At 63.3% G+C, this 12,369-nt stretch carries 12 protein-coding genes; 7 read left to right on the top strand and 5 right to left on the bottom strand.

Features of this window, described 5'->3' with window-relative positions; genetic code table 11:
* The first annotated feature begins 3 nt into the window (after nucleotides 1-3).
* From AC4FS3_RS16120 to AC4FS3_RS16110, 3 genes are all read left to right on the top strand, one after another.
* The gene (locus AC4FS3_RS16120) at nucleotides 4-1,002 is read left to right on the top strand and encodes an ABC transporter substrate-binding protein (protein WP_283179204.1); all 999 of its coding nucleotides are present in this window, start codon (nucleotides 4-6) and stop codon (nucleotides 1,000-1,002) included.
* Between the two features lie 142 nt (nucleotides 1,003-1,144).
* Nucleotides 1,145-2,032 (top strand): ABC transporter permease, encoded by an 888-nt coding sequence (locus tag AC4FS3_RS16115; protein ID WP_283179205.1) that lies wholly within the window; start codon nucleotides 1,145-1,147, stop codon nucleotides 2,030-2,032.
* Nucleotides 2,025-3,065 carry a quaternary amine ABC transporter ATP-binding protein gene (locus AC4FS3_RS16110; RefSeq protein WP_491021404.1) on the top strand — a complete coding sequence of 347 codons (1,041 nt, stop codon included), beginning with the start codon at nucleotides 2,025-2,027 and terminating at the stop codon, nucleotides 3,063-3,065. The genes AC4FS3_RS16115 and AC4FS3_RS16110 overlap by 8 nt, the downstream gene beginning before the upstream one ends.
* Nucleotides 3,066-3,158: 93 nt before the next feature.
* Here the strand turns inward: AC4FS3_RS16110 and AC4FS3_RS16105 are convergent, their stop codons facing one another.
* From AC4FS3_RS16105 to AC4FS3_RS16085, 5 genes are all read right to left on the bottom strand, one after another.
* Nucleotides 3,159-3,551: a hypothetical protein gene (locus tag AC4FS3_RS16105; RefSeq protein ID WP_491021403.1), complete on the bottom strand. Its 393-nt coding sequence runs from the start codon at nucleotides 3,549-3,551 to the stop codon at nucleotides 3,159-3,161.
* A gap of 41 nt (nucleotides 3,552-3,592) precedes the next feature.
* Nucleotides 3,593-4,426, bottom strand: coding sequence for a M15 family metallopeptidase (locus AC4FS3_RS16100; protein ID WP_491021402.1), 834 nt, complete (start codon nucleotides 4,424-4,426; stop codon nucleotides 3,593-3,595).
* 87 nt (nucleotides 4,427-4,513) lie between these two features.
* The gene (locus AC4FS3_RS16095; RefSeq protein WP_491021401.1) at nucleotides 4,514-5,596 is read right to left on the bottom strand and encodes a DUF475 domain-containing protein; all 1,083 of its coding nucleotides are present in this window, start codon (nucleotides 5,594-5,596) and stop codon (nucleotides 4,514-4,516) included.
* A gap of 199 nt (nucleotides 5,597-5,795) precedes the next feature.
* Nucleotides 5,796-6,428 carry a 3-oxoacid CoA-transferase subunit B gene (locus AC4FS3_RS16090; protein WP_198835010.1) on the bottom strand — a complete coding sequence of 211 codons (633 nt, stop codon included), beginning with the start codon at nucleotides 6,426-6,428 and terminating at the stop codon, nucleotides 5,796-5,798.
* Entirely contained in the window at nucleotides 6,428-7,135 is a 708-nt protein-coding gene (locus tag AC4FS3_RS16085) for a CoA transferase subunit A (RefSeq protein ID WP_283179209.1), read from the bottom strand. The genes AC4FS3_RS16090 and AC4FS3_RS16085 overlap by 1 nt, the downstream gene beginning before the upstream one ends.
* Nucleotides 7,136-7,239: 104 nt before the next feature.
* Between AC4FS3_RS16085 and AC4FS3_RS16080 the strand changes: the two genes are divergently transcribed.
* From AC4FS3_RS16080 to AC4FS3_RS16065, 4 genes are all read left to right on the top strand, one after another.
* Complete coding sequence (locus AC4FS3_RS16080) at nucleotides 7,240-7,839, top strand: helix-turn-helix transcriptional regulator (protein ID WP_491021400.1); 600 nt, start codon at nucleotides 7,240-7,242, stop codon at nucleotides 7,837-7,839.
* A 295-nt stretch (nucleotides 7,840-8,134) separates the two neighbouring features.
* On the top strand, nucleotides 8,135-9,193 hold the full coding sequence (locus AC4FS3_RS16075) for an agmatine deiminase family protein (RefSeq protein WP_491021399.1): 1,059 nt from the start codon (nucleotides 8,135-8,137) through the stop codon (nucleotides 9,191-9,193).
* A complete protein-coding gene (locus AC4FS3_RS16070) occupies nucleotides 9,190-11,160 on the top strand; it encodes an amidase (protein ID WP_491021398.1) in 1,971 nt (656 codons plus the stop codon). The genes AC4FS3_RS16075 and AC4FS3_RS16070 overlap by 4 nt, the downstream gene beginning before the upstream one ends.
* Before the next feature lie 213 nt (nucleotides 11,161-11,373).
* Entirely contained in the window at nucleotides 11,374-12,369 is a 996-nt protein-coding gene (locus AC4FS3_RS16065; protein ID WP_491021397.1) for an iron ABC transporter substrate-binding protein, read from the top strand.

The following is a 12,369-nucleotide window of genomic DNA, read 5'->3' as shown; positions in this document are numbered from 1 at the left end:
ACCATGAAAAAATCCGTCGCAACTGTCGCGCTGTCGCTGGGGCTCGGCCTTGGCGCCACGGCGGCTTTCGCTGATTGCGGTGATGTGACCATCGCAAGCATGAACTGGCAGAGCGCCGAAGTGCTGGCAGCACTGGATGCGATCATCCTGTCCGAGGGCTATGGCTGCAACGCGACCGTGATTTCGGGCGATACCGTGCCGACCATCACCTCGATGGTGGAACGCGGCCAGCCCGATATCGCACCCGAAGGCTGGGTTGATCTCGTCCCGGAAGTGATCGAGCGCGGCACCGAAGAGGGCCGTCTGGTGAAAGGCGCGCTGGCGCTTTCGGATGGCGCGGTTCAGGGCTGGTGGATCCCGAAATATCTCGCGGATGCGAACCCGGATATCAAGACCATCGATGATGCGCTGGCGCATCCGGACCTGTTCCCCGATTCTGAAGACCCGTCCAAGGGTGCGGTCTTCAACGGCCCGCAGGGCTGGGGTGGTACGGTTGTGACCACGCAGCTTTTCAAGGCCTATGGCGGCGAAGAAAAGGGCTTCAAGCTGATCGACACCGGTTCGGCGGCAGGGCTCGACGGCTCCATCGCGCGGGCTTACGAGAACAAGCAGGGCTGGGTCGGCTATTACTGGGCCCCGACCGCGCTCTTGGGCAAATACGAGATGGTCAAGCTGGAGCATGGCGTCCCTTATGACGCCGAGGCCTGGACGTCGTGCAACGCGAATGCCGATTGCGCCGATCCGCAAAAGAATGACTGGCCGGGTGATACCGTCCAGACCATCATGACCTCGAAATTCGCCGAAAGCGCTCCCGCCGAGGTGAAGGCCTATCTCGACACCCGCTCCTGGTCGAATGCGACCGTCAACGGGCTGATGGCCTGGATGACCGACAACCAGGCGACCGGCGATGACGGCGCGCGTCATTTCCTCAAAGAGAATGAGGAGATCTGGACGAAATGGGTGAGCCCCGAGGCTGCGGAAAAGATCAAGGCCGCGCTCTGAGCCTCTGACCGGCGGCCGTGATGCCGCCGGATCCTGCCCGCGCCGGTTAACACCGGCGCGCGCGCATTCATATCTTTTAAGATCAACAGGTCCGCTAAGGACCGGCCACCCGTTAATCACGGCATCTGACAGGGACACCAGGATGGATTGGCTGACCAAATTCCCCACCATGGAAACAAGTGCGCTGCGAGATCTGCGCAAGGGGATAGACGAGAATTTCCGGGCCTTTACCCGCGCCTGGGGCGATACATTCGAATGGCTCTTCGAGCCGCTGCGGCTGTTCCTGATCTGGTCTGAAAACCTGATGCTGAAGACACCCTGGCCGATTGTGCTGCTGGTGATCGCGCTGATCGCCTGGTTTGCCAGCCGCAGCTGGAAGATCACGGCTTTTGCTGTGGTCTCGCTGCTGGCGATCGGCTGGTTCGGCATGTGGGATGACACGATGCGGACCATCTCGATGATCTTCGTCTGTACGGTGGTGGCCATTGCGGTCGGGATCCCGGTCGGGATCCTGATGGCGCGGTCAAACCGGATGCAGGCCGTGGTCAACCCGGTGCTGGACGTGATGCAGACCATGCCGAGTTTCGTCTATCTGATCCCGGTCGTCATGCTCCTGGGGATCGGCCGGGTGCCGGGCGTGATCGCAGTGGTGATCTATGCCATCCCGCCGATCATCCGCCTGACAAACCTTGGCATCCGCATGGTCGACAAGGATGTGCTCGAGGCGGCGGATGCCTTTGGCTCATCTTCCTGGCAAAAACTGAAAAACGTACAGATGCCGCTGGCCCTGCCGACCATCATGGCCGGGATCAACCAGACGATCATGATGGCGCTGGCCATGGTGGTGATCGCGGCAATGATCGGGGTGCAGGGGCTGGGCCAGCCGGTGCTGCAGGCGATCAACAACCAGTATTTCTCGATCGGGCTTTTCAATGGTTTTGCCATCGTCTGCATCGCCATCCTCTTCGACCGCGTGAGCCAGGCTTACGGGCGCCGTCTGCAAAAGCATCTGGAGATCGTTCATGGGTGATACTTCCGCAATCGGCATCGAGATCCGCAAGCTTTATAAGATCTTCGGCCCGCATGCGGCTGATATGGTCGCCCGGGTCGAGGCGGGCATGACCAAGACCGAGCTGAATGAGAAACACGGCCATGTGCTGGGGCTGAAGGATATCAATATCTCGATGCCCGCCGGCGGCATCCAGGTGATCATGGGGCTTTCGGGGTCGGGGAAATCGACGCTGATCCGCCATATCAACCGGCTGATCGACCCGACGTCTGGCGAGGTGGTGGTCGGCGGCGATGATGTCGTCAAAATGAACCCGGATCAGTTGCGCCGGTTCCGGCGGCACCAGACGGCGATGGTGTTTCAGAAATTCGCGCTGCTGCCGCACCGGAATGTGCTGGAAAACACCGTCTACGGGCTCGAGGTTCAGGGTCTGGACCGCGCCGAACAGGTGAAATCCGCGACCATGTGGCTGGAACGCGTCGGGCTGAAAGGGTTCGAGAAAAAATACCCCAACCAGCTTTCGGGCGGCATGCAGCAACGCGTGGGCCTCGCCCGCGCGCTGGCAAATGACGCGCCGATCCTTCTGATGGACGAGGCGTTTTCTGCGCTCGACCCGCTGATCCGGGTGGATATGCAGACGATCCTGCTGGATCTGCAAAAGGACATCCGCAAGACCATCGTCTTCATCACCCATGATCTTGACGAGGCGCTGCGGCTAGGCGACCGCATTGCGATCCTGCGCGACGGCAATATGGTGCAGCAGGGCACGGGCCAGGAGATCGTGATGACCCCCGCCGACAGCTATATCGAAAGCTTCGTCGAACACGTCAATCGCGGCAGGGTGATCCGGGTCGAAACCGTGATGCAGAAGGGGGAAGCGACCGAAGGGCTGGCGCCCATCCCGGCCACCGCGCTCCTCGAAGATGCGGCAAAGCAGCTGATCGCCGGCAATGCCGCCCGCCTCGCGGTCACCGACCCGTCAGGGCGCCCACTCGGCACTGTCGATATGGCAGCGATCACCCGCGGCATGTTCCCGACCCGGGCCGCCGCCTGAGCTCTTTCATCTGTCCTTAAATATCCCGGGGGAGGGGGCCGTAAGGCCCCCTGGGGGCAGAGCCCCCGAACCCAGCTTCCAGACCCGCCCGGCTCAGCGGAAGACATCCACCGAGATGTAATTCCCGACACCGCCCTGGCCCCAGATCTGCACCTGGACCACCGCGCCGCCATTAACGATGGCCGCGCGCGCGCCTTTGGTCATAGTGCCGCCCATCAGCATTTTCTCCATCGCATCGCGGTTCTTCACATTGCCGAAAAAGCTGTCCCATTCATCGCCGGGATCGCCCTTGCCGAATTTGTGGAAATTGGCGCGGTCCTGGCGCAGGATCTGCCAGGGCTGGGTGAGCCGCTTGCCTTTCGAATTCACCAGATCGGCCGGGCCGATAAAGGCGGTATATTCCTCCAGGAGATCCTGGGCGGCGACTGGTGCGGCGAGGCCGGCGCCGAAAAGGGTCGCCACGACGGCAAGTGCAGGGAAACGCATCTTAGTGCTCCTGTCAGAAGGGGATCAGCTCAAGGTAGGGGTCAGTCCGGTCGCCCGCCCGTATGCCGGGCGTAAACAATCAGTTCGGGCCGGTATTCGAAATGCATACCATCGAAATGGTGCCATTTGCCGCCCCAGATAAAGCCATATCGCTCCATCTCGCGCACCAGCGCCTCGGGATAGCGGTTGTCATAGGGCCCGACCTTGCCCTCGCGCGCACCCGACCAGCGCCAATAGCCGCCAAGCTCGGTGTTGAAATCGACTGCAATACCGAAACTATGGCCCGAGAGCCGCGTGGTGCCCGCGATCACGCGCCAGTTGAAACTGCCGCCGATGGTCTGGAAATAGACATCCATCTCCGGCCCGAGCGCGTGGATCGCGGCCAGGGCCGCGCGCAGCTGCGTGGCGGCGCAGGTCTTTTCCGACATCATGAAGACGGCTTTCGCATCCCCCGGCCAGCGCACCTCTTCAAGCCCCGCCGCCGCCTCGGCTTTGCTGTTGCCGTAAAGCGCGCGGAAGAAGGGCTCATTGCGCGCGCGGCCCGGGTCGAACCAGGGCGCCTCGCGCAGGGTCAGATCAAAGGCCAGCGGATAGGTCTGCAGGAATTGTTCGGTGATGCTGGCATCTTCCAGCCGTTCCTGCGGAGAGAGCGGCACGTCACCGAAGCCGGTCGGCAGCTTGCGCCCGTCAGCGAAGATCAGGGTCTGACGGTTCGCGCTGACCTCTGTGCCAGGATAAGCCAGTTCCAGCGCGTCAATCCAGGGCAGATCGGCTTTTGCAGGCAATTCGGTGCTCAGGAAGTCCCTGACCTCACAGGCCCCGGCCGGCCCGGCTGCCAGCAGGGCCAGAACCAGAAGATTGCGCAAAGTCACCATAGGACCATCCCTTCCTCTGCCTGGATCCTGATACCAGGCGAAACCTGATCCGAACCGCACATCGCGGCAAGTCCGGAGAGCCGGACCTTACTCTGCTCCGGGATTGGCGCGGTTCCAGCGGATCGACGACCAGAGCGAGACCCCGATCAGCACCGCACCGCCAAGCCCGGTGATCACTTCGGGAATATGCACGATGGCCTGAAGATACATGATGACCGAGAGGATCAGGATCGCCCAGAAGGCGCCGTGTTCGAGATAGCGGTATTCCGCCAGCGTGCCTTTCTCGACCAGCATGATGGTCATCGAGCGCACATACATCGCGCCGATCCCAAGGCCGATGGCGATGACAAAAAGGTTTTGCGACAGGGCAAAAGCCCCGATCACCCCGTCAAAGGAAAAGCTCGCATCCAGCACTTCAAGATACAGAAACGCGCCGACGCCGCCTTTGGCCGCGCCTTCCAGCATCTCCTGGCTGCGGTCAAGAATGCCCCCCAGAACCTCGACCATCAGGAAGGTCAGAAGCCCCCAGATCGCAGCATGGAAGAAGGTATTCGACGCCGCAGGCCCAAGCGCGGGATCATTCTCGATGATCTTCGAGAAAATCAGCATGATCACCAGCACGAAGGCGATCTCAATCCCCTTGATCGAAGAGAAATTCGCGGCTTTCTGCTCGATCCAGCGTACCCAATGTACGTCTTTTTCACTGTCGAAAAAGAAAGACAGGCCGACCATCATCAGGAAGGTGCCGCCAAAGGCCGCGATGGGCAGATGGGCATCATGCATGATCTCGGCATAGCGTTCGGGCTGGCTTGCGGCCATCACAAGCGCGGTCCAGGGGCCGACATTGGCGGCGATCACCACGATCAGCAGCGGGAAGACGATCCGCATCCCGAAGACGGCGATGATAATGCCCCAGGTCAGAAAGCGGCGCTGCCAGAGCGGCGTCATATCCTTGAGTTTATTGGCATTGACGATGGCATTGTCGAAGGAAAGCGAGATTTCCAGCACCGCCAGAACCGAGACGATGAAGAAGACCTTCAGCGCCCCGAGCGTGGTATGTTCGGTGGAAAAGCCCAGCCAGAGCCCGAGCCCGAGCCCGATTGCCGTGACCACGAAAGCTGCGGTGAAATAGGACAGGGTTGTGCGTTCGGAAATGCCTGGGGCCGCCATCGGAGTCGCTCCTGAGAAAATCTCACATGTCTGTTAGCGCGGTGGCTGTAGCCGGGCCAGTGGCATTTTGCAGAGGCAGCATTGGAGATTCGTGGCCCAGGCAGCTTTGCGCCGGCGATGGGGGCGGGCCCGTAGGAAGAAGGGGGCCACGGAAAAGGGGGCCTGGCGGCCCCCTTATGTCAGTCTTGCAGTGGTGGGATCAGCCGACGATGGTCGCCTCGGTCGCGGCGCGCAGCTCGGCCTCGCTGATGCCCGGGGCGCATTCGACGATCTTCAGCCCGCCCGGCACCACATCCAGCACCCCAAGGTTCGAGATGATGCGGTCGACCACCGATTTGCCGGTCAAGGGCAGGGTGCAGGCTTTCAGCACTTTCGACTCGCCCGCCTTATTGGTGTGGTCCATCACCACGACCACACGGCCCACGCCCGCGACAAGGTCCATCGCGCCGCCCATGCCCTTCACAAGCTTGCCCGGGATCATCCAGTTGGCGAGATCGCCGTTTTCCGCGACCTCCATCGCGCCAAGGATCGCCATGGCGATCTTGCCGCCACGGATCATCGCGAAGCTGGTGGCGCTGTCGAAAAACGCGGTTTGCGGCAGCTCGGTGATGGTCTGCTTGCCGGCATTGATCAGATCGGCGTCTTCCTCGCCCTCGAACGGGAAGGGGCCCATGCCAAGCATGCCGTTTTCCGATTGCAGCGTGACCTCGACGCCCTCGGGGATGTAATTCGCCACCAGCGTCGGAATGCCGATGCCGAGATTCACATACCAGCCGTCCTGGAGTTCCTGCGCCGCACGGGCGGCCATTTGGTTACGATCCCAGCCAGCCATTATGCCTGCTCCTTCTGGCGCACAGTGCGTTGTTCGATCCGCTTTTCATGGGCGCCCTGCACGATCTTTGTCACGTAGATGCCGGGGAGGTGGACGCTGTCGGGGTCCAGGGCGCCAAGCGGCACGATTTCCTCGACCTCGGCGATGCAGATGCGGCCGCAGGTGGCGGCGGGGACGTTGAAATTCCGCGCGGTCTTGCGGAAGACGAGATTGCCCGAAGGGTCGGCCTTCCAGGCTTTCACAATCGCCAGATCGGCGACGAGGCCGCGTTCCAGGATATAGGTCTGGCCGTCGAAATCGTGATGCTCCTTGCCTTCGGCGATCACGGTGCCGACGCCGGTTTTGGTGTAGAAACCAGGGATCCCGGCGCCGCCCGCGCGCATCCGCTCGGCCAGCGTGCCCTGCGGGTTGAATTCCAGCTCCAGCTCGCCCGAGAGATACTGGCGCATGAATTCGGCATTCTCGCCCACATAGGACGAGATCATCTTCTTCACCTGGCGGGTTTCGAGGAGTTGCCCGAGGCCGAAGCCGTCAACGCCCGCATTGTTCGAGGCGACGGTCAGCTCTTTTGTGCCCGCGTCGCGGATCGCGGCGATCAGCAGTTCCGGAATGCCACAAAGGCCAAAGCCACCGGCGGCGATCAGCATCCCGTCTTTCAGATGTCCGTCCAGCGCTTCGGCGGCGGTATTGTATATCTTGTTTCCCATGATCCCTCTCCGGACTCTGGTCCGATCCCCGGTGATGCTGATGGATTGCAGGCCGGGCCGGAATCCGTAGAAATACGTAGGTGCCCAGGTATAGAGAGACACTGATGCCGTCTTCTGCCCCCGATGACCTTGCCGCACTGGCCTTTCTGCATGCGCCGGAAGCCACGCTGGTGCTGCGCGAGAGGGTGATCCGCCGCGCCAATCTGGCGGCGGGGCGGGTGTTTGGCTGGGACCCGGGCGCGCTCGAGGGCTGTTCGATGCGGGTGCTTTACCCTGGCGAGACCGATTTCGAGCGGCTGGGCCAGCGCGCAGAAGAGGCGCTGCGGCTGAAGCCGATGATCCGCGATGAACGTTTCATGCGCCGCCAGGACGGCCAGCTGGTCTGGATGGAGGGCAGGGGGGTGACGCTGACCCCGAAAGCACCGCATCGCCTGGCGATCTGGACCTATCGCGTGATCGAGACGGGGGCGGCGCCGGGCCTTCTGACGCCCGCCGAGATGCGGGTGGCGCGGCATATGGTCGGGGGGATGACCTCGAAGGAAATAGCGCGGGTGCTGGACTGCTCGCCCCGCACGGTCGAGGTGCACCGGGCCTCGATGATCCGCAAGCTCCGGGTCAGAAACAGTTTCGAGCTGATCCGGAGCCTGCTGGATTCCGGTGCGGCGCCGGTCGAGACGGGATCAGAGGGCGGCCCTGACGCGTGAAAACAGTCCGGCCTGGCTGGAAGTGCCGAGCTTGCGGTAAGCGTTCCCACGCGATCTGCGCGAGGCGGCGGACCGGCTGGATCAAATTCCCGAGGCACGGGCGATCTTTGGCGGTGTTTTCATCGACACATGTGTCAGGGCTCGCCGCGCCGAGGAAGAGGCTTGGCGCCGCCAGCTTTGTCATCGCCTGGAAGGTGGAGCGCTGTGCCGGGGTGGTCGGACCCTTCTGTGCGCCCTCTTGCGCCAGCGGCGCATTCTGGCATCTGATCGGGCAACAGTCTGACAGGAGTTGCCGATGCCCGTGGTGCCGAAGAACTGGTTCATGCCCGCCGAGACCGCCCCCCAGGACCGGATCTGGATGGCCTTCCCGCGTGAAAGTGCCACGCTGGGCGAGGGCATGGTCGCGCGCGAGGCGGGCTACCGCGCCTGGGCCGATGTCGCATTGGCGATTGCGCCGTTTCAGCCGGTGACGATGATCGTAGACCCGACCGAGACCGCAAGGGCGAAGGCGATGCTTGGCTCTGCCGTTGAACTGGTCGAGCGCCCCATTGAGCATTTCTGGACCCGTGATTCCGGCCCGACTTTCGTGCAGGCGGCGGATGGCTCGATTGCGGCGGTCGATTGGATGTATAACGCCTGGGGCTCTGATGACCCGGCGGAATGGCAGAATGACCGGGGCCTCGCGCGCTTTATCGCCGGGCTGGCCGGGGTGCCGGTGGTGTCATCCTTGCTGGTCAATGAGGGCGGCGGCATCCATGTCGACGGCGAGGGCACCTTGTTCGCGACGGAGACGGTGCAACTGGATCCGCGCCGCAATCCTCTGGCCGACCGCGTGCGGGTCGAAGCGGAATTCGCGCGCACGCTGGGCGTTGAAAAGGTGATCTGGCTGCCGCAGGGGCTCACAGGCGATTACTGGGAGTTTGGCACCAATGGCCATGTCGATATCGTCGCGACTTTCCCGAGCCCCGGCAAGGTGCTGCTGCATGATCAGCGCAATCCGGGCCATCCGGATCACAAGGTGATGGCCGATATCCGCGCGATCCTTGAGGGCGCGACGGATGCGAAGGGACGCCGGCTCGAGATCATCGCGGTCCCGGCGCCGGAAGCCATCACCGATGCGCATGGGTTCAACGACTGGTCCTATATCAACCATCTGGTGCTGAACGGCGCCGTTATCGCCTGTGGCTTTGGCGAGCCGCGCGCCGATGCTGAGGCGGCTGAGATCCTTGGCGCCGCCTATCCCGGGCGCAAAGTGGTGACGGTCGACGCCCGCGAGATCTTTGCGCGCGGCGGCGGGGTGCATTGCATCACGCAACACCAGCCCGCCGCCCTTCAGGCCCCGGCACGGGCATGAACCTCCACGGCGCGAGCATTGCCGACCTGCGGGCGGGTCTTGAGGCTGGCAAGGTCACCTCGGTTGCACTGGTCGCAGGGTATCTGCGCCGCATCGCTGCCTATGACCGCAGCGGCATTCGTCTGAATGCCGTGCCGGTGCTGAACCCCGCGATGTTTGACGAGGCCCGCGCCTCTGATCTGCGCCGCGCGCGCGGCGAGACACTCGGGCCGCTCGATGGTATCCCCTATACCGCCAAGGACAGTTACAAGGTCAAAGGCCTGAGCGTGGCGGCAGGCTCGCCCGCCTTTCAGGATCTGGTCGCGGGGGATGATGCTTTCGCGATCCGGCGGCTGCGGGCAGCAGGGGCGGTGCTGATCGGGCTGACCAATATGCCGCCAATGGCCAATGGCGGCATGCAGCGCGGGGTTTACGGGCGGGCGGAATCGCCCTGGAATGCCGCTTACCTGACAGCGGCTTTTGCCTCCGGCTCGTCAAACGGGTCGGGCAGCGCGACGGCGGCCTCTTTCGCGGCCTTCGGGCTGGGCGAGGAAACCTGGTCTTCGGGCCGCGCGCCGGCGGCGAATAACGGGCTTTGCGCGCTGACACCATCGCGCGGGCTGATCTCGGTCCGGGGCAACTGGCCGCTGGTGCCGACGATGGATGTGGTGGTGCCACATAGCCGCAGCATGGCGGATCTGCTGGAAGTGCTTGACGTGATCGTGGCCGATGATCCCGAGACGCGCGGCGATCTGTGGCGGGCGCAGGAATGGGTTGCGCTGCCGCGCCCGTCAGAGATCCGCCCGCCATCCTATCCGGCGCTGACCGCCGCGCTGACGGGCAGGCGTTTTGCGCTGCCGGCGATGTATGTGAACCAGGATCCGGAGGCCGGGACCGGGGACAGCCCGGGGATCGGCGGGCTGACCGGGCGGCGGATCGAGACCCGCGCTTCGGTCATTTCGCTGATGGACAGGGTGGTCGCGGCGCTGCGCGCGGCGGGGGCAGAGGTGGTGATCTCGGATTTCCCGCTGGTTTCGAATTACGAGGGCGACCGGAGGGGGGCGCCGAAGATCGGGACGCGGGGGCTTGTCTCGCCGGAATACCTCAGGCGAGAGATTGTCGATCTTTCGGTCTGGGCCTGGGATGATTTTCTGGCCGCGAATGGCGATCCGGGCCTCAACCGGCTGTCGCAGGTCGATGGCGCGGCGATATTCCCGCAGCCCGACGGCGCGCTGCCCGACCGCTATACCGGCTTTGGCGATGATATTGCTGATTACCCCGCCCATGCGCGCGCGCATCCGGTCACGGATTTCCGCGAGATTCCGCATCTGGAAGACGGTTTTAGGGGGCTTGAGGAAACCCGAAAGCGCGATCTGGAAGCCTGGATGGACAGCCATGGCTATGATGCGGTGATCTTTCCGGCGGTGGCGGATGTGGGGCCGGCGGATGCCGATGTGACCCCGGCTTCGGCGGATCTGGCCTGGAGGAACGGCACCTGGGTCGCGAATGGCAATCTCGCGATCCGGCATCTGGGTGTTCCGACGGTGACGCTTTCGATGGGGGTGATGGCGGATACCGGGATGCCGGCCGGGCTGACGCTTGCCGGCCGGGCCTGGGAGGACAGCAGGCTGCTGGCGCTTGCGCGCGCGATGGAACCGCTCCTGCCGCCGACCGGCCTCGCGCCCCGTATAGCGGAATTGTCGCCGCTGCCGGTGCCGGGCCCCGCGCAGCGGCTGAAGCTGAGCGTTGCGGCCAGCGCCAGCGGGGCGGGGGAGGTGCGGCTGGAGATCCGCATCGAAACCGATGCGCCCCGGCTGCGCCTGACCGTCGATGGCGCGCAGGTGGAGCCCGTGGCAGTGCCGGATGGCTTTGCAGCCCTGGTCATCCTGCCCGAAAACACCCATCGCCACAGCGTATATGAGCCGCCCCATGGCCCCCTGGTGATCGCCGAGACGGCGACGCTTGCGGCCTTTGTCAGCGCTGGCTGAAAGCACCACTTTTTCAGGAAAATCCGCCTGACCGGACTGCGAATAGCATTTTGGTCAGAATTGCGGTTTTCTTCTGTGATTACCGATGATAATTGTCAGGATAGGTTTTGCGACAATTCGCGACAGATCCACGATCCGGCCTGTGCCGGAGATCCGGCCCATCCGCAGGCGCAGAACGCGCGGGCGGCGGGGCATAATGGAGGAGGCCTTCTGATGACATTCGCGCCCGGAAAATTTGCGGCTGGCATTGCGCTTGCGCTCGGGATCGGCTCGATGGCGGCGGCGGATACGCTGACCATCTATTCCGGCCGCGGCGAGGCGCTGGTTGCGCCGCTGATCGCACAATTCGAGGCAGAGACCGGCATCAAGACTGATGTGCGTTACGGCTCGACCTCGGAAATGGCGGCCTTGCTGCAGGAAGAGGGCGCCAACAGCCCGGCCGATCTGTTCTGGGCCCAGGATGCCGGCGCGCTTGGTGCTCTGGCCCCGGTCTTCGCAGAGCTGGCTGCGGGCGAGAATGAAAAAGTGCTCGAGGTCTTCCGCGATCCGTCGAACAAATGGGTGGCGACATCGGGCCGGACCCGGGTGCTGGTCTACTCGACCGAGCGGGTCGAGCCGGGTGCGCTGCCCGCAAAGATCACCGATCTGACCGATGCGAAATACAAGGGCCGCGTGGCCTGGGCGCCGACCAATGGTTCTTTCCAGGCCTTTGTCACGGCGTTCCGTCTGACCCATGGCGATGAGGCAACCAAAGCCTGGCTGGAAGGCATGATCGCCAATGACACCAAGGTTTACAAAAACAACGGCACCCAGATCGAAGCCATTGCCGCGGGCGAGGTCGATTATGGCCTGGTGAACAACTACTACCTGGGCCGCTATACCGCAAAGGATGACGCCTTCCCCGTCGATCAGGCACATTTCGAAGCCGGTGATATCGGCAACCTGGTGCTGGTTGCGGGCGCGGGGATTGTCGGAGCCTCGGCCAATAAAGAGAATGCGCAGAAATTCATCGATTATCTGCTCTCGCCCGCCGCGCAGCAGTTCATCACGCTGCAGGGCTATGAATATCCGGTTGTCACGGGCGTGATCCCGCATGCGACGCTGGAAAGCCTTGAGGCTGTCCAGGCGATCAGCCCGAAGGTCGATGTGAACCAGATCGGCGATCTGGAAGGCACGCTCGCGCTGCTGCGTGAGGTCGGGCTGCTCTGA

The sequence above is a fragment of the Pseudogemmobacter sp. TB195 genome, assembly GCF_058313095.1.
Note: the sequence above shows the minus strand (reverse complement) of the source record. Positions and strands in the feature narration are given on the sequence as shown.

Excerpts from the sequence above, each read along its gene's own strand:
- AC4FS3_RS16120 (WP_283179204.1), top strand. The coding sequence starts at position 4 with ATGAAAAAATCCGTCGCAACTGTCGCGCTGTCGCTGGGGCTCGGCCTT.
- AC4FS3_RS16115 (WP_283179205.1), top strand. The coding sequence starts at position 1,145 with ATGGATTGGCTGACCAAATTCCCCACCATGGAAACAAGTGCGCTGCGA.
- AC4FS3_RS16110 (WP_491021404.1), top strand. The coding sequence starts at position 2,025 with ATGGGTGATACTTCCGCAATCGGCATCGAGATCCGCAAGCTTTATAAG.
- AC4FS3_RS16105 (WP_491021403.1), bottom strand. The coding sequence starts at position 3,551 with ATGCGTTTCCCTGCACTTGCCGTCGTGGCGACCCTTTTCGGCGCCGGC.
- AC4FS3_RS16100 (WP_491021402.1), bottom strand. The coding sequence starts at position 4,426 with ATGGTGACTTTGCGCAATCTTCTGGTTCTGGCCCTGCTGGCAGCCGGG.
- AC4FS3_RS16095 (WP_491021401.1), bottom strand. The coding sequence starts at position 5,596 with ATGGCGGCCCCAGGCATTTCCGAACGCACAACCCTGTCCTATTTCACC.
- AC4FS3_RS16090 (WP_198835010.1), bottom strand. The coding sequence starts at position 6,428 with ATGGCTGGCTGGGATCGTAACCAAATGGCCGCCCGTGCGGCGCAGGAA.
- AC4FS3_RS16085 (WP_283179209.1), bottom strand. The coding sequence starts at position 7,135 with ATGGGAAACAAGATATACAATACCGCCGCCGAAGCGCTGGACGGACAT.
- AC4FS3_RS16080 (WP_491021400.1), top strand. The coding sequence starts at position 7,240 with ATGCCGTCTTCTGCCCCCGATGACCTTGCCGCACTGGCCTTTCTGCAT.
- AC4FS3_RS16075 (WP_491021399.1), top strand. The coding sequence starts at position 8,135 with ATGCCCGTGGTGCCGAAGAACTGGTTCATGCCCGCCGAGACCGCCCCC.
- AC4FS3_RS16070 (WP_491021398.1), top strand. The coding sequence starts at position 9,190 with ATGAACCTCCACGGCGCGAGCATTGCCGACCTGCGGGCGGGTCTTGAG.
- AC4FS3_RS16065 (WP_491021397.1), top strand. The coding sequence starts at position 11,374 with ATGACATTCGCGCCCGGAAAATTTGCGGCTGGCATTGCGCTTGCGCTC.